The organism is Pseudoalteromonas sp. McH1-7 (genome assembly GCF_013366255.1).
GTDB classification, from domain to species: domain Bacteria; phylum Pseudomonadota; class Gammaproteobacteria; order Enterobacterales; family Alteromonadaceae; genus Pseudoalteromonas; species Pseudoalteromonas peptidolytica.
Genome location: NZ_JABWPQ010000013.1, coordinates 76,576 through 94,097 on the forward strand (window position 1 = coordinate 76,576; position 17,522 = coordinate 94,097).

13 protein-coding genes are annotated in these 17,522 nt (G+C 43.2%); 3 read left to right on the forward strand and 10 right to left on the reverse strand.

The genetic code is table 11. The annotated features are described in order from the left end of the window. Positions 1 to 20 precede the first annotated feature (20 nt). The 3 genes from HUZ36_RS10975 to HUZ36_RS10985 all read right to left on the reverse strand — a co-directional run bounded on the left by HUZ36_RS10975 (position 21) and on the right by HUZ36_RS10985 (position 5,101). On the reverse strand, positions 21 to 776 hold the full coding sequence (locus HUZ36_RS10975) for a Nif3-like dinuclear metal center hexameric protein (protein WP_176032866.1): 756 nt from the start codon (positions 774 to 776) through the stop codon (positions 21 to 23). Between the two features lie 127 nt (positions 777 to 903). Then, on the reverse strand, positions 904 to 1,977 hold the full coding sequence (locus HUZ36_RS10980) for an efflux RND transporter periplasmic adaptor subunit (RefSeq protein WP_176032867.1): 1,074 nt from the start codon (positions 1,975 to 1,977) through the stop codon (positions 904 to 906). A gap of 28 nt (positions 1,978 to 2,005) precedes the next feature. Next, positions 2,006 to 5,101: an efflux RND transporter permease subunit gene (locus tag HUZ36_RS10985; RefSeq protein WP_176032868.1), complete on the reverse strand. Its 3,096-nt coding sequence runs from the start codon at positions 5,099 to 5,101 to the stop codon at positions 2,006 to 2,008. A gap of 291 nt (positions 5,102 to 5,392) precedes the next feature. On the opposite strand from HUZ36_RS10985, the gene HUZ36_RS10990 reads away from it, so the two are divergent. After that, positions 5,393 to 5,857: a hypothetical protein gene (locus HUZ36_RS10990; protein ID WP_128730797.1), complete on the forward strand. Its 465-nt coding sequence runs from the start codon at positions 5,393 to 5,395 to the stop codon at positions 5,855 to 5,857. A 66-nt stretch (positions 5,858 to 5,923) separates the two neighbouring features. Here HUZ36_RS10990 and HUZ36_RS10995 read toward each other — a convergent pair whose 3' ends face one another. The 7 genes from HUZ36_RS10995 to dinG form a co-directional block, all read right to left on the reverse strand. Beyond that, positions 5,924 to 6,718, reverse strand: a complete 795-nt coding sequence (locus HUZ36_RS10995) for an NPP1 family protein (RefSeq protein ID WP_147389979.1) — start codon at positions 6,716 to 6,718, stop codon at positions 5,924 to 5,926. A 100-nt stretch (positions 6,719 to 6,818) separates the two neighbouring features. Next, positions 6,819 to 6,980: a pleiotropic regulatory protein RsmS gene (gene rsmS, locus HUZ36_RS11000; protein WP_128730799.1), complete on the reverse strand. Its 162-nt coding sequence runs from the start codon at positions 6,978 to 6,980 to the stop codon at positions 6,819 to 6,821. Further along, positions 6,977 to 7,249 (reverse strand): late competence development ComFB family protein, encoded by a 273-nt coding sequence (locus HUZ36_RS11005; protein ID WP_125252383.1) that lies wholly within the window; start codon positions 7,247 to 7,249, stop codon positions 6,977 to 6,979. Before HUZ36_RS11005 ends, rsmS begins: the two co-directional genes overlap by 4 nt. A gap of 28 nt (positions 7,250 to 7,277) precedes the next feature. Then, entirely contained in the window at positions 7,278 to 8,183 is a 906-nt protein-coding gene (locus HUZ36_RS11010; protein WP_128730800.1) for a histone deacetylase family protein, read from the reverse strand. Continuing rightward, positions 8,183 to 8,782, reverse strand: coding sequence for a primosomal replication protein (locus HUZ36_RS11015; protein WP_125252381.1), 600 nt, complete (start codon positions 8,780 to 8,782; stop codon positions 8,183 to 8,185). The genes HUZ36_RS11010 and HUZ36_RS11015 overlap by 1 nt, the downstream gene beginning before the upstream one ends. Further along, positions 8,779 to 9,558, reverse strand: coding sequence for a TSUP family transporter (locus HUZ36_RS11020; RefSeq protein ID WP_125252380.1), 780 nt, complete (start codon positions 9,556 to 9,558; stop codon positions 8,779 to 8,781). Before HUZ36_RS11020 ends, HUZ36_RS11015 begins: the two co-directional genes overlap by 4 nt. A gap of 2 nt (positions 9,559 to 9,560) precedes the next feature. Further along, the gene (gene dinG / locus HUZ36_RS11025; protein WP_125252379.1) at positions 9,561 to 11,630 is read right to left on the reverse strand and encodes an ATP-dependent DNA helicase DinG; all 2,070 of its coding nucleotides are present in this window, start codon (positions 11,628 to 11,630) and stop codon (positions 9,561 to 9,563) included. Positions 11,631 to 11,795: 165 nt separating this feature from the next. Here dinG and HUZ36_RS11030 point away from each other — a divergent pair, with 165 nt between their 5' ends. Both HUZ36_RS11030 and HUZ36_RS11035 read left to right on the forward strand, forming a co-directional pair. Next, complete coding sequence (locus tag HUZ36_RS11030) at positions 11,796 to 14,132, forward strand: DNA polymerase II (RefSeq protein ID WP_176032869.1); 2,337 nt, start codon at positions 11,796 to 11,798, stop codon at positions 14,130 to 14,132. Between the two features lie 498 nt (positions 14,133 to 14,630). Further along, positions 14,631 to 17,396 (forward strand): TonB-dependent receptor plug domain-containing protein, encoded by a 2,766-nt coding sequence (locus tag HUZ36_RS11035; protein WP_176032870.1) that lies wholly within the window; start codon positions 14,631 to 14,633, stop codon positions 17,394 to 17,396. The last annotated feature ends 126 nt before the right edge of the window (positions 17,397 to 17,522 follow it).

Here is a 17,522-nt window from a genome sequence, read left to right on the forward strand (position 1 = left end):
ATTGCAATATTTACTTGTACTTAAACCGGATTGTCGATATCGATGAACTCAACATCGAGGTCGTATTGCGCTGCTAAGTATTCGCCGAGCGCTTTGGCACCGTAGCGTTCGGTGGCATGATGTCCGGCGGCGATAAAGTGTATCTGCTGCTCGTTCGAAGAATGGATCGTTTGCTCTGACGCCTCGCCCGTGAGGTAGGCATCTATACCTTGACTTGCTGCAAGGTCAATAAAGCTTTGTCCACCACCAGTACACCAAGCAATGGTGTGAATAAGATGCTCGCCAGCGATGTTTAACAGTGGTTTACGGCCAAGTCTTTCTTCAACAAGTGCTGCAAAATCCGTTGCAGTCATTGATGTTGTTAGTTTGCCTTTAACAGCGACGCTATTTTTATTCCATGGCTCAAGCGGCCTTTCAATTTCAAGCCCTAACAATTTACCAAGCTGAGCATTATTGCCAAGTTCCGGATGAACATCCAAAGGAAGGTGGTATGCAAGCAGGTTAATATCGTTGGCAAGCAACGTTTGTAGCCTACGCTTTTTCATGCCTGTTACACATTGGTCTTCGCCTTTCCAGAAATAACCATGGTGAACCAAAATAGCATCAGCGCCGCGTGCCACTGCTGCGTCAATTAAGGCTTGGCTTGCGGTTACACCTGTAACTATTTTTTGGATTTCCGCTTTCCCTTCTACTTGTAGCCCATTTGGACAATAGTCATTTATTTGAAAAGGTTTTAGCAGTTCTGTTAATTGGTTCACTAATTTGGTTCGTTTCATAACACCCCCTAACGGTTAGATGGTGCTAGTTTACCTGTTTTGTGATGAGATCAAAATTGAGGGGGAGTAAAAGAAAAATGAGCTGCTCATCCTTGAGTGGGCTCATTGGGCTAGTAAACCGGCTTAGTTACGGGTTGGTAACTTCAACATCTTGACCTGTTTGAAGTCGCTCAGCACCACGAATAGCAACCTTATCGCCAGCGCGTAGGCTTTGCGCTTGACGAGGAATAACTTCGACCCATTGGCCTTTTCCATTGCCAATGGTAACGGGAATTTGCTCGGCTTTATTTTGAGCATCGATTTTAACCACATGAGAGCCTTGTTTTCGCAGTATGAGGGCATCGCGATCTACCAAGAGCGTCGGCTGTTTACTGCTGAGCGGCACAGTAACATCAACAAGTTGACCGATTGCCCAGCTATGACTTTGCTCAGCTGTAATGGACGCGCGCACCTCAACAGTTTGTGAGCGTGGATCGGTTGATGGGATCACCGCAGTAATGGTGGCAGTAGTATGTTCAGGGTGTGATAAGTCGCCAGCCTGAATGGGCAATTCGATGCCTTGGTGTAAAAACTTAAGGTACTTTACCGGAACATAAAGGCGAGCTTCAAGGTGGTGAATATCTAAAATTGTTACCAGCTCGTCTGCACGATTAATTTCTCTACCAGCACGTTTGAAACGCTCACTGATCACCCCATTGAATGGGGCGCGAATAGTGGCTCTTGAAAGCTTGTCTTCTATGACGCGAAGTTCAACTTCTGCCAGTGCAATATCAGACAAGGCCAAATCATGTTTATTCTGTACTTCATCAACCTGGCTTTCTGCGGCGCTACTGGTTTTAGCTAGCTTTTTTAACCGTGAGAGCTCTTGTTGATATAAGCGTAAATTAATTTTTGCACGCTTGAGTAGCTCGGTCTGCCTTGCCTTGTCAAGCTCTAACGGCAAGGTGTCCATTCTGACCAGTACTTCGTCTTTGGTTACGGTTGTGCCTGGCTCGACCACATAGAGTAATCTGCCGCTGACGCCAGAAGTGAGGGTCACATCGTTTTTGCCATATAGCGTACCACTTACTTCAATTTCATGGGTTAGTGGCGCTTCGGTCACTGCTTTGGTACTTACGGGGACAACCGCATAGATTTGTGGCGCAATAATACAAGTACAAAGTGCCAATGTTTTAACGGTCTGTTTTATTAGGTTCTTCATGTTGTTCTCACTATTTACTGAGCTGCGACTAAGCTAAGGGAGCTTTGGTTACTCGCTGGTTGCCTTGGCAAGGCGGAGTTTTTCGCCCAAGTTGTAACAAGCTTGGCATGAGCACTAAAGTAAATAGCGCGCTGATTGCCATCCCACCTACGATAACAGTGGCAAGACCACGGTAAATTTCAGAGCCTACTCCAGGCATAAGCATTAGTGGCAGCATACCGAACAAACTCGTTAGCGTACTTAAATATACTGGCCGCGCTCTTAGCAGTACCGCTTGCCTTACTGCGGTTTCTCGACTCATGCCTGAAGCCATGGCAACCCGAGTTTGGTCGACCAATAGAATGGCATTATTGACAACCAGCCCAAGCAGAATAATAAAGCCAATCATGGTCAGTAAGTCTAACGATTGGAAGGTAAATAGGTTCAATATATATAGTGCCAGTACACCACCGGCAATCGCTAGAGGCATAACTAGTAACACCAGTACGCTATCTTTTGCAGATTTAAATAGAGCTGTCATTAATAGGAATAAAATAAACAGTGCCAACACAAAGTTGAGCGCCATTTCGGCCATTGCAGAGTTCATCTTCTGGGCGTTTCCGGCCAAAATCACACCAGCGCTATCAGGCATGCTTGCTCTAACTTTAGGCATAACTTGCTCAGTCAAAATAGTCTGAACTTGTTGCAAGCTCATGTCAGCTGGTGGAGTGACAACGATGCTTACTGTTCGGCGACCATTTACTCGCCGTAACTGAGTTGGACCAACAGTACGCTCAATATTGGCAAGTTCACCAAGCGTTTGAATACCAGAATGTGGAGTTACTATGGGTAATGCCTTCAGCTCTTCTGGGTTCTTCCATGGAATACCGCGTAAGATGACATTCATACGTTCGTTACCATCAAAGTATTCATTGATAAATAAACCTCCAGTGTAAGCTTGAACGGCCTGCGATACATCGCGACGTGTTAACCCCGCTTGCGTGATACGGCGATCGTTTGGTGTAAGCCTTAGCTCTGGCTCAGCCATGTCTAAGCGCGGCTGAGGCCTAGCTGTTGCTTGTGGCAATGCCTCTTTTACGGCTCCTAACGCAACTTCAGCGCCTGTAATTAAGTCATCCATATTTGGGCCGGTGATATCAATATTAATGTCGCGGCCGTCACCACCATTGGCTACCTGGATCATTGAGCCTCGAAAGAAAAAGACTTGCGTATCAGGCAGGTCAACAAAAATTTCCTCTCGCGCTACTTTCATCAATTCTTCGACACGCTGCGGATCGGCAGAATAAATAAACCCCCCGGCGTTAGAGCCAAAAGCATAAAAGTTAAAATCTTTTATTCCGGGCTCCTTTGCGCCTTCGTAATAGGGCATCAAACGCTTTTTTACTCTCAGTAATAACTCTTCTTCCATAAATTGGACATTACCACCAGGAGGCGTTACTAAACTGAAGAAGAAGCCATCTGTTGGTGCTCGGGGCATAAAGTCAGTTTTTGGTAGCATGGTCATTGTTGCAACCACCGAGCCACCAAGTAACACCCCAATCCAAGTGAGTTGCTTAGTTCGGCTATTGGTCAATTTCATGATGAAGTTCGTGAGTTTTTGCCAGTATTGGTGGTAAGGGTCTGTTTTTATTTCACTGTCAGGCCAAAGATGGTTGGCAAGCGGAATGAGTGTGATGGCGCAGAGCATGGACGCAATAACCGCAATAGAGAGTGTCAGTGCTAAATCCGAAAACAGCTGGCCTTCAATACCGGCCATAAAGAGAATAGGTAAAAAGATGGCTACACTTGTAGTCGTTGAAGCAAAGAGCGCGCCAGTCACTTGCGCCGCGCCCTTTAGTGCGGCCTTTTTACTATCAAACCCCTCGGTGCGAAGCCGTGCTATATTTTCCTGCACTATGATGGCAGCATCTAAAACCAACCCCACAGCAAATGCAAGTCCCGCAAGAGAGATCACATTAAGGCTACGGTCAAAAATATTAAGTGTGAGAAATGCCACCATCAGGGAAACAGGAATTGTTACCGCTATAACAACAGTCGCTTTAATCCCTCTGAAAAATAGCCACAGAATTAAACAAGAAAGCAGCACGCCAAGGCCTAAATTTCCTTTCACTAGTGACAGCGCGTTTCGGATATGCACTGAGGCGTCAAAGCTCAGTTCGATAGACAGACCATTTTCTGCTAAAGGACCTTGATTTAACTCATTAATGGCTTGGTTTATCTCATCTAACAATGCCACTGTATTGGCTTCATTTGCTCTTGAAATTCGGATGTAGTAGGCGGGTTTACCGTTGCGCCCACTCATACCTAGACGGTCTGAAAAGGTGCGCTCGACACTGGCAATATCCCCCAAATATATGGGTCTATCACCGGAGTAACCAACGCGCATTTGTGCCATACTTGAAAGGTCGTATTGGCCTGTAAATCTGACTGTATATTGGCGTCTTCCCACATTGGCAAGACCGCCTGAGGTATCCCTAGAACTGGCTAAAACATTACTAATTTGGTTTAGGCTAATGCCCAATGCTGCGGCCTTGTGAGGGTCAAAAGTAATGCGTAACTCTTTGGGGCGCTCGCTGGCAAGGTCGACTCTGGCAACCCCGGGAATACGGGCAAGTCTCGGCTCGATAAATTCATCTATTTGTTTTTGAAATTGCGCCATATCGAAGTCGAGACTATCTGAGTGATAGTCTTTGGGCGTGACGAGTAAAGTGGCCGCGGCTTCGCCATTGTTGCCGCCAGCAAAAACTACAGGGTCAATCGCATCTAAAGGTAATGGCGGAGCTTGATTCAAGCTAGTTAATACGTCCAACATGGCTTGCTGCATATTCGCACCGACAGCGAAAGTGAGCGTGATAGAACCATTACCCCTATTAATATTGGTGTTTATCTCAAGTGCGCCTGGGGTATTTTTAACTGCATTTTCTAGCGGCTCAATTATCACTGACTCAATTTCTTCTGGAGCAGCTTGGCGCCATCCAGAAAAAATAGTGATTTGAGGTTGCTCTATATCTGGTGTTAACTGTATGGGGAGTTTAAAAATACTTAACATTCCAAACAGCATTATGAGTACCAGAATGACAATTACACTCGCTGGATTCTTAAGCGAACTACGTGTTATGTTCATTGCTATACTTCCAATCTTGCTTTTTTTGCATTGTAGTGTGATGTAAAAAAAGTGCCAGTAAAGTAAATCTTACGTTTTTCGAAGTTAGCGTCCAATCGGCGAAAATAAGCGATAAAGTGCATTCTCGTAATACCTTGTAACGCTTTTTTATAGATTGAAAAACTTTTTGATCTGGAATAAACCCGATAGAACTTTGACTAGCACAGAGCTATTAAGTCGTTAAACTAGGGCCAGCGCGATCAGCTCTTTGCAATAGTGTTGATTAGTTAATGAAGTATAAAAGGAGAGTTTATGTTTGTAGCGTTAAAATGGGATCATATTATTGGTGCACATTTTGTTCAGTGGATAGTAGTGGAATGTGGTGGGATAACGGATAAGTTTGGCCTGCCACAGGCATTACCACCTAGACGTGATGTCGCTTATTTCACTGATCCACTTTGCGCAGAACAAGATGCGAAGCATTTTGCTGACTATAAAAATGCTCAGCTGGCTAAGCCGATGAGTAAAGCATATTCGCCAAATTTGAGCGATCATCATGGTTTTTGTCATTATGCGTGGGATCATACCTATTTAGGTGAACTGATAAAACACGCGGTACTATACTGGGAAGACGGCAATCATCTCTCACCACAGCCACATCGAAGTGATATTGCGTATTTCACTGATCCTAATAGCAGTGAGGTAGACAGTATCTTTTTTGCGCAGTATAAATTGACACAAGCTCGTCAGAATACACCTTCGGAAACGATGTCGTAACTGGTATGAGAAGTCTCAGGCTAAGTGCTTTTGAAGCACATAGCCTGTGAGATAGTTCAGTGTAATCTATCTAGAGGCATTAATATCGCTTTGTGTATAGGTAGGGTAACCCTCAGGTTTAAAACGATTTAAATTATTAAGAAAGCGACTATCTTTTACCGGTAAAGTCGCAGAGCCGTAGTCATATTGATTCAGCTTATCACGTAAGTCTATATTTGAGATGTTGTCGCCAGTCATGTGATACCAACTTATTATCGGAGGGGTTACAAAGCGGTGATAACCATTTTCAGCAATCTCATTATGCTTGGCAAAACGAAGTGCATGCGTCAATATGCCATCCTTATGATAGACAATCTTTAAATGACCATTTTCAAATGGCAGCTCTTGAGCCGGTTTCGTAAATAGATCGCCATGAGCGCTATAGCTTCCGTGTGTGACTAACCCATCAAGCGTCCACACCGCTGCATATTCCCAGTCGTGCCGGTGGCCTCCGCCAAAATAGTCAAATACCTGATCTTTCTTAAAATAAAGTGCATAAAAGTGGCCACAATAATCACCGCTTTCGGTCGTTTTGCAGGCGTAGCGATGTACAGTATTTGAGGTATTTAAAAATTGATTGTCGCGGCAATCGCCAGTGATACGTCCAGAAGTTTTTAACCCCGAGTTTTGTTCGCCGGTTCGGCTTATCCCAGCACTTGGGAGGCAACCGTCACCATCAAAATCAAATACCGGCTCTGTACCGTTAATGATGTAAGGGGCGGGGAGTGCTTCATCTAAGGCTATGAAATCATGAGCCTGCGCTATTTGCACGCCAGCAAGCACAATCGCAAGAGATAAAAGAGGTTTATATGGTGTTGTCATATCGCTTTCCTTAATGGGTATAATTGGCGTTAGCAGCCGCTAACGCCGAGATTAGGATCCAAGATTATCGCGGAAGTATGACTTGGTTGTATATAATGTGTTAAGTTTTTTGTTCTGGATTTAATTTATTTTTGAAATCAGACTGAACAATCTCAAGTGCAGCGAGCACTTCTTCAGCAGGGATCTCATGCTGTTCAAGCAACATGATGAGATCAATGGCGAGCTTTACATGGGTTGGAGCTTGTTCTAACGGAGTACTCATTCTTGAAACTGCTTCTTTTTGGCGATTTGGGCAACAGCAAATTCGATGGCGACGTCAACTGCCTTTTCCATTTTTTCTCTTTCTGGTTGCGGGAGGTAAAACTCCATATCTACATCATAGCGAATGTAACGTGAGGGCAGCTGATTTAATACAGTGCAGCAAAAATCAGCCATAACATCTTCATCATAGACTTTATCTAGTTTACGACGAACAATATGCTCAACAACCAGCTTTTCGTAATAATTATGTATATCGTCATGTAATTTCATACCGCCTCCTGCACATTCCTTTTTTAGTTTATATCATAATAGCGGGGTTACCTAACAAAGCCAAAAAGGTTTGTTGATGTACATCTATAAGTTGGTCGATGTTTCTTTGATAGCCACCACCGAGCGCGATAGCTAAGGGGATATTTTGTGTAACGGCACAGTCAATTACAATTGAATCACGGGTGTATACGCCCTCGAGCGAGATATTGAAGTGGCCTAATTCATCGCCTTGGTAAATATCTGCACCAGCATTATATAAAATGATATCTGGCTGATGTATACGTGTAGCTAGCGTTATCGCTTCTTGAACAGTTTCAAGGTATTGTTTGTCTTCTGTTCCCACCGGTAATGCAAAGTCTAAATCTGAATTGGGCTTGATCCTTGGGAAGTTGCTTTCACAGTGAATAGAGCAGGTGACAATGTCATCACGCCCTTTGGCTAGGGCTGCGGTGCCGTCACCTTGGTGGACATCACAGTCAAAGATCAGCACTTTCTCAGCTTGATGTTGTGCAATTAAGGTCGCGGCAACAACTACCCAGTCATTAAAAATGCAAAAACCACTGCCAAATTCACGATGAGCATGATGATAGCCGCCACTTAGGTTGGCTGCAATGCCATGCGTTAGTGCATACTCAGCTGCTGCTAAACTGCCACCCAAAGAAATCAAGGTACGCTCCACAAGTTGTCGGCTCCAAGGAAAGCCCATTCTCTTAATAGCTTTGTCGCTCAGGGTACCTGCTAAAAAGGCATCAACGTAACCGCTGTCATGGCAAAGAAGGAGTGCATCGCGGGTAATCTTTTGCTCAGGCTGCTTGATATGCTCGGCAAACTTGTTGTTATTTAATCGTTGATATAATTTTTGATATTTGCTGATTGGGAAGCGGTGATGCTTTGGTAAAGCTAGGGCGCTGTAAATTGGGTGGTAGTAAAGCATTATCTATTTTGACTTTTTTCTACTTCTTGAATTTTTTGCTCGGTGGCCGTAATGGCTTTTCTGCAACGACCAAGGCGAGCATGGAGGGCTAAAATTTCGGCGTTAAGCTTAGCAGCTTCATTGCCGTTCGCCTTGTCCATTTGTAGCCTTCTCAGGTCTATCATTTCTTGTAATCTACGTTCAAACTCATGATTTTGCGAGAGCTCTTGATATAACTCATGAGAGGATTGCATGATTTTTTGTACGGCTTTTTTATAAACTTTGGCCTTCTTTGGAGTGTTGAGTTTATTTTCTTTGGCCCATACAGGGGTTGATTTTAATACTTTTAACACCGCCTCCATCTGCGAACCTATCCGCTCTATTGCAAATGCAAAAGCGTGACGTTGCTCGCTAGGTGGCAGGTGAGTCATTGCTTCTGAGATCTCATCAACATAATCACTGAGCTTTAAGCTTTTGGTTCGAAACACTCGAGTATCGAATAAGCTCGGTTGCGCCTGCATATAGCGGTTCTTATCAAACCATTTGGCAGCATCAAATTGCACGGCTTGTTGTTTCAAGCGGCTAATTTGCTGTTCTAGTTTGATAAGCCCCACACTCATGAAAAATAAGCCTCAATAATAAGCTTGCCAGCAAGAATAATGACGACGGTATTAAATAACGGTTTGATCAACTTGTTACCAAATTTTATGGCTGAGTGTGCGCCAAGCCATGCGCCAAACATTAAAAATGCCCCCATGGTTACACCCAATAAAAAGTTTACGTGTCCCAAAGCGACAAAAGTGATCAATGAAATAAAGTTAGAAACAAAGTTCATTGAACGAGCAAGGCCGCAGTTCAACAGCAAGCTCATTTTATATAGCATGCTGTTTGAAGCCGTCCAAAAAGTACCAGTCCCTGGTCCTGCCATACCATCGAAGAACCCGAGAGACAGACCTTGAGCCCACTGTTTTATTTTTAGCGCTCGATTAGCTTCGGGCAATGTATGTGAATCGGTTGGGCTTAGTTTGCCGACCAAGCTGTATATTGCAACAACAATAATAATGATAGGTATCAACTTATTTAAAAACTCGATACTAAGAAAATCGACCAGTAGAGTGCCCAATACCGCGCCTATAGCAGTCGCAATAGTAGAACCTATCCAAAAGCTAGGCTTAAACAGCTGCTTTTTATAGTAAGTAAAACTGGCCGTAAGTGAGCCAAAACTGGCGGCAAGTTTATTGGTGCCCAACGTTAAATGTGGTGGAAGTCCGGCTGTCAACAACGCGGGCACAGTTAGTAGTCCACCGCCCCCAGCAATAGCGTCAATAAATCCAGCAGCCAGTGCGACTAAGCAAAGTAACCCCCATGTAGTGGGTTCTAACGCGAGTTCAAACATTATTAATCAATTTGCCTTTTGTAAGGTGGCAGAGTATCAAGCATGGCTTTACCATACCGCTTGGTAACCAAGCGTCTATCTAAGATGGTGATACGGCCGGAATCTGATTCTTTGCGCAGCAGTCTACCACAGCTTTGTACTAATTTCTTCGCAGCATCAGGCACTGTTATAGATAAAAATGGATTGCCGCCTTTACTTTGTATGAACTCGGCTTGCGCTTCCTCAATAGGTGAGGTGGGGACGGCAAAAGGGATCTTGGTTACAATAAGGTTTTCTAGGTACTTGCCGGGGAGATCTAAACCCTCGGATAAACTCTGCGTGCCAAATAAAATACTGCCACGACCCAAGTCGATATTGGCTTTATGGCGGGTGAGCAAAGCATCACGAGACAACTCCCCTTGTACTAAAATATTAAGCTTTTTGCTTCTTAGCTTTTCTACAACGTGATTCATTTGCCAATAAGATGCAAATAACACAAGGTTTGCTTTATTCGTGTCTAGATAATTCGGTAGCGCTTCGCCAAGGTAATCGCTAAATGCTTTATCGGTTGGATCGGTTGGTGTTTTGGGCAAATGCAAGGTGGCTTGATTTGGATAATCAAATGGAGAATCTGCTTTGATATATTTAACCCCAGGTTCTTTTGCCAAGCCACTTTCATGAGCAAAGTGGTCAAAGTTGCCCAGTGCACTGAGTGTTGCTGAACACAACACGGCACCTGCACATTCTCGCCAAAGGTTATCTTTTAGGTAATAGCCTACTTCAATAGGGCAGTCGCACAACAGGTGGTCATGATGATTTTTGTATTCTAAACGCTTAATCCATCTTGCATGGGGGACGCTTTCTCCCTTTTTCGCATAGCTGAACCACAATTTATTCAGCTGCTCTAAACGGTTTATATACTGGCCACTTTCAACAAGCAATGGATCTGCTAAAAATGCTTGTACATCACCATCAGAGACATCCCCAGATAAAGCATCGTGCATTTTTGTGAGGCAACGTAGTGCGTCTTGCGTAGCATCAGCAATATCTTTTGCTTTTACTGTTAGGCTTTCAGGCACCTCTCCATGGCTAAAACGATAGGTGTCATCATCATTGTAAGTAAAATCACTTTGATCGAGAATATCTCGTACTGCTTTTAGATATTTCGCGGCGTCATTGGCGGCATCATTTAACTTAAAGTTTTGTCCTATGGCCTTTTGTGAAACCACAGTGTTGGCCATTTTTCCACTAAACTTGAGGAGCTTTTCAAGCCACTCAATAGTCCCCTTAATTGTTGCTGCAGCAGAGGAAAAATCACGGGTGATATGGGGGAGGTGATGTGCTTCGTCTATCACATAAAAGGTGTCTTCAGGTTCAGGTAAAATAGTCCCGCCACCTAACTCAAGATCTGCAAGTAGTAACGCATGGTTTATTACCAATACATCCATTTGTGCGATCTTCTGTCTTGCTAAATGAAAAGGGCACAAGTGATGAGATTTTAGCTGACGTTGGCAAGCATGTTTATCGCAAGCAATGATGTTCCAGACTTTGTCAGGAATGGTATCTTCCCAACTATCTCGGTCTCCTTGCCAGCGTTTTTCTTGGTAAGCGAGGGCAAGCTCTCTTAAACAGCTTTGTTCGGCTTTTGATAATGGACTACTGGTTGTCGGCATCATGGACAACTGCATTTCATCATCACTTACCGCTGCCATAAGCTTTTGTACACAAATATAGCGCTGGCGACCTTTAACCAAGTCAAACTTAAAATCCAAACCCGAATGAGCCTGCAAAAAAGGCAACTCTTTGTTGATCAGCTGTTCTTGTAAAGCCACCGTTGCCGTTGAAATCACAAGCTTTTTTTTGCTAGAAAGTGCAACCGGTAGCGCGCCTAACAAATACGCGAGAGATTTGCCGGTGCCGGTTCCAGCTTCGATTACACATATACGTTGAGTTCGATGATAATCGCCACTCAGCGTTTTGGCTATTTCGGCAACGAGATAGTTTTGGCTCGGACGCGGGCGAAAGCCATCTAAAGCAGACGCTATTTGCTGATGTGCTTGACGGATGGTTTTTTTTAATTTGTCTGAGAGCATAATGTATCTGGCCTAGTGTGCAAAGATGGAACAAGCCTACCACTTGAACTAAATTTGTGTTTAATCGTTATCCTAATTAGGTCGGTTTAGTTGTAAACGCCTTTATGTTCAATAAACAGGTGGATATAATTACAGTGATTGAGCTATTTTAGGGTGGTATTGGAGTTGGCACAAGCGATATATCAGGGCTTTGTATTATCAAGACAGCAAATACAAGTAAACGGTAAGCTGCGTTTGTGCTATTGGCTTAAGTCACACCAGCATTTGCTGAAGGTATGGGTGGATGGTGAGCAGCCACTATTTTTTATAAAGCTCACGCAGCGCACCAAAGTAACAGAGATCCTCAATCAGAGTCAGGTACGCTTTGACATTTTTTCCAGTCAACTAAAGCACTTTGATCAGAACCCCGTTTGTGTCGTGAAGTTTCGTAGTTTACCTCAGTTCTACGAAGCAAAGCAGCTGCTTGAAAACCAAGTTACATTATATGAAGAAGATATTCGTCATACTGACCGCTATTTAATGGAGCGATTTATTAAAGGAGCTGCTTGGGTCAAGGGGCATGCGACACACAAACAAGGTTACGTTGAAATTACCCAAGCACAATTTAAAGCCTCAGATGATTATCGGCCAAATCTTGACATGCTATCAATAGATATTGAATGCAACGGTGAAGGTGTGTTGTTTTCAATCGGACTTGTTACTAAGCTCGAGCAATTTGTCATCATGATAGGTGAACCACAACCAGCCACCGTTGATGTGATTTGGGTTCATGATGAAATCGCATTATTACAAGAGTTAGTGACGCAAATAAACCGACTGGATCCAGATGTCTTAATTGGCTGGAACGTGATTGAGTTCGATGCAAACATATTAGCTGAGCGTGCACAAGCGAACGGAGTGGTATTGTCTATTGGGCGAGACGGTGGTGCGATGTCGATATTTAAAGGGAATTACACCCGAGTGTTAATTCCGGGCAGAGTTATGCTAGATGGCATAGATATTATGAAAAATGCCACCTACCACTTTGAAACTTTCAAGCTCAGCTTTGTGGCGGAGAAAATACTTGGGCGCACAAAGCTTATTGCGCAAGATGACCGCCTCGAAGAGATCATCCGCCAATTCCATCATGATAAGCCTGCTTTGGCCGCATATAATATGCAGGATTGCCAGCTAGTTTTAGATATATTTCTCAAGCTAAACTTATTGGAGTTTGCGCTTGCGCGCACGCAACTGACAGGACTGGAGCTTGAGAAAATGGGTGGCTCTGTGGCCGCATTTACTAATCTATACTTACCACTATTACATCGAAGTGGTTATATCGCCCCTAATTTATCAGAGCATGGTATTAGCTTTGATAGCCCTGGCGGCTATGTGATGGACTCAAAACCCGGGCTTTACCAAAATATTTTGGTTTTGGATTTTAAAAGCCTTTATCCCTCTATTATTCGCACGTTCTGTATTGACCCTATGGGATTAATTGAGGGGTTACAAGCTCCCAACGACGCAATTGAAGGGTTTAACAAAGGTAAGTTCAGTCGCACTCAACATCATTTACCTGGCTTAGTTGCCTCACTTGCAAGCGCCCGTGAAAAAGCAAAATTGAACAGCGATATGATGTTGTCACAAGCTATTAAAATTATTATGAATAGCTTGTACGGCGTACTAGGATCAAAGGGCTGTCGATTTTACGATCCTCGTCTTGCTAGTTCAATAACGATGCGCGGACATCAAATTATGCAGCAAACTAGAACCTGGATTGAACAGTTAGGATATGAGGTTATCTATGGCGATACGGACTCCACTTTCGTTTGCTTACCTGAGTGTTTAGCGAGTCACGAGTGCCAAGCTGTTGGAAAACAGCTAATGCATACCATCAATGATAAGTGGCGTAATCAATTAGTGGAGCGCTTTGGTCTTGATAGTTATCTAGAAATAGAATTTGAAACGCACTATAGCCCGTTTTTTATGCCGACAATCCGTGGCCAAGAAATTGGCTCAAAAAAGCGTTATGTTGGTCAAGTTGTTGAAGCGGGTGAAAAGAAACTAGTATTTAAGGGGATGGAAACCGTTCGCAGTGACTGGACTGAAATCGCAAAAGAATACCAACAAGCTGTTATTCGAGCGTTGTTTGATGGAGAAGACGCTGTTGTGATTACACACCAATATATTAGTCGTATCTTTGCTGGTGAAGTCGATGAAAAGCTTGTATATCGGAAAAAACTGGGCAAATCAGTGGAGTTATATACCAAAAACATACCACCTCAAGTAAGAGCTGCAAAACAAGCGATTGAAGAAGGGCTTTTAACAAGCGCTAGAAAAGGTACGCAAATACCATATTATTTAAGTACCAACGGACCTAGGTTCGCTGTGCCAGATAAGTTAAAAGATATTGATTACTATCAGTATATTGAAAAACAAATTTTGCCTATCTATGAAATGTTGCCGAACGCTGCACAGCTAAGCATACGCCCCGACGGCCAGCAAAGTCTTAGCTTACTTTAGAACAGTTAAATTCCAATTATAGCAATAGCTTTGCTTCTATATGTTAATTTTGTTGCTGTTTTTGGCTCGGCTTTTTCGCTGTTTACCATTAACATTCACTTCGTTCGCCATACTCTCTTAGTCTATTCTGAGTAGAATTCAAGCTTTGGAGTACGCAAATCGATCAAAAAAGAAAAAAAGTCCGTCATTTTGTTAAGTTACTGTACCTAGTTTGGGGCGTTGACTGGGGTTTTTTAAAAAAAATATATTTTTTTTGAACTTTTTTGATGTTTAATAAGTTACTGTATTTACTAATTATTTTTTTAATTTTTTATGTTAATGCTGGTTCTTCTTTGGTTTAAATTATGAAAATGAATGTTGACCCTATGTTGTTACAGAAAGTAGTATAGCTGCGTCATGCAGTGACTTGTCCCTAAGTTAGTTATGTTCGAGAGTCCTAACTATATGTTATCTAGGGATATATTTTCATGGCACATAAAAATAATCAGGGAGCAATCAATGTTAAATAATAAAGTAAGCAAGGCTGTACGCCTTGGATTAGCGTTTGGAGCAGCGTCAACAGCTGTATTTAGCGCAACCGCAGCTGCAGAAGAAGCATCAGTTGAAAGCGTAGAGCGAATTCAAGTAACCGGTTCTCGTATCAAGCGTACTGACCTAGAAACTGCAATGCCAGTGAGTTCTTTCTCAATGGAAGATATCAAGGCTTCAGGTGTACCTACTCTTGAGCAGTTTGTTCAGCAGCTACCAGTAATCAGCGGTGGTAGTTATGGTTCAAACGTAAATAACGGCGGTAATGGTACAGTTAGTATGAACCTTCGTGGTCTTGGTTCTGACCGTACTTTGGTACTACTAAACGGCCGTCGTTTCAGTGGTGACATTAGTACTATTCCTATGGCTGCAATCGCACGAGTTGATGTACTTCGTGATGGTGCCTCAACTATCTATGGCTCAGATGCGATAGCTGGTGTTGTAAACTTTATCACTGCTAAAAACTACACTGGTACTGAACTAGAGTTCCGTTACCAAGAAACTTCTGAAGGTGATGGCGAGTCAGACTCAATTAGCTTTGTAACCGGTATTGAAGGTGACAAAGGCAGCCTAATCATCTCAGCAGGTTATGACAAGCGTGAAGCTATTTATGGTAAAGACCGTGACTTTTCAAGCTGTCCTCGCCAAGAAGAAGATGGTAAAATCGTATGTGGTGGTTCAACAACCTCTTCACCAGGTACATTCAAGCTAAAAGGCAACACGACTGACAGATTTGTAATGGACGAAAATGGTAATCCAAGACCGTTTGTTACGTCTGATAGCTACAACTATTCTTCTACAAGTATTCTTTATCAACCGCGCGAAACTTATAACCTTTTCGCAGCAGGTCGTTATGAGTTAGCTGAAACAGATTTCTCTTCTATCGAGTTTTTCTCTGAGTCGATGTTCACTCACCGTAGTAACACGACAAATCTAGCGCCAGTAGGTACGTTCTGGGGCATGACGGTTCCTGAAAGTCACCCTAATAATAATACGGGCGATGAGGTTTATGTAAACCGTCGTCTTACTGAGTCAGGAAACCGCCGTACAGACTTTGATGTATATGAGTACCTGATCACAACCGGTTTTGAAGGTGAGTTCTCAAATGGCTGGTATTGGGACTTTAGCTACGGCTTTAACCATCGCCGTGTTAATGAGTTCATCGATGGCCGTGTACACCAAGAGCGCATGAATATGTTGGTAAATCCAGCGCTTTGTAATGCAGCTAACAGCTCAGATGATTCAAAAGCATGTGCTGCTGCTGTTGCTGGTACGCCAGATGGCATTTGGAACCCGTTTGTTGATGGTAGCCTAACTCAGGATATGCTTGATTGGGTGATTGTTCCTCTTACAGACACTAAGATTTCTGAAGACACTCAGCTACAAATTAACATTACGGGTGATTCAGGTGACTTCGAATTACCAGCCGGTGTAATTTCTTGGGCAGCAGGTTACGAGCACCTTACGACTTCTTATGAAGCGATTGTTGACGGTGCATCTGGCCTAGGCGCTATCTATGGTACTGCACCTGGCGGTTCAGTTGGTAAATACAACACCAAAGCTTACTATGTTGAAGCCAATATCCCACTATTAGCTGATGTTGCTTTCGCTGAGCGCTTAGACTTAACCGTTGCTGCTCGACGTACCAAGGTAAATCTAATTGAAGATGCTGAGACGACTAAGAAAATAGCGCTTGAATGGCGTCCTAACTCAGAGTTAATGGTTCGTGCTAACTACTCTGAAGGGTTCCGTACACCGTCGATTACTGACTTATTCCGTCCATTTACACAATCAGCTGATTCATACAGTGATCCGTGTAAAAACTACGGCTCAAACAATGATCTTTCAGCGACATTTAAAGCCAACTGTGCAGCAGACGGCCTTCCTGGTAACTGGGGACAGCCAAACGCTCAATCAGGTTCATGGTGGGGCGGTAACCCTGATCTAGGTCCAGAGACCTCTGAAAGTAAGACCTTTGGTTTTGTATGGTCGCCAGACTTTATCGAAGGCTTTAGTGCTACCGTTGACTACTATGACATTGAGATCAGCAATGTAATCTCTAGCTTAACGCTAGAAACAATTGCTCAGACATGCTACGAGAGTGAAAACTTCTCTTCGCCAGTTTGTAACCTTATCAAAGGCCCTGAGGCATACGGAACTAAAGGTATCAGTCCTCGTCGTAACCTAGATGGCAACCTTGTTGGTGTTGACTTATCAACACAAAACTTAGGTTTCTTCAACTCAAAAGGTATCGACTTTGACTTTAACTACGCAATGGAAGCTCTAGGTGGCAACCTTCGCTTCAAACTTGCAGGTACGCACCTACTAGAACAAACTTCGCTTGAAGCTGAAGGCCTAGAGGTTAAAGACTTAGATGGCTACTACGGTGCTGATATAGCGAATGGTGGACGTGGTGCATTTAATGACTGGCGTGCTAACTTACGTGTGTCTTATGACCGTGATAATTGGGGTCTGGCACACACTATGCAGTACCAAAGTGCTGTTGATGATGTAGCACCAGCAAAAAATCAGCTATCTAGCAGTGTAGGCTCTGTTATTTATAACGACCTATCTGGTTACTATCATGCAACAGATACGTTGACGTTGTCTTTGGGTGTCAACAACCTATTTGACAAGCAGCCACCTTATGTATCGCAAGGTGATAACGGACTGCTTATCCGTGTTCATCGCTTAACTGGCCGTGAATACTATGCAAAAGCAACATTTAAGTTTTAATTTATAAACTTAATAGAAGCGGGGAAGTTTCCCCGCTTTTTTTGTTTATGGACGACCAAAACTGCACAATATAATTTAAGTGTTTTTTTATAATTAATATATTGAAATTAATACAAATTATCGTTA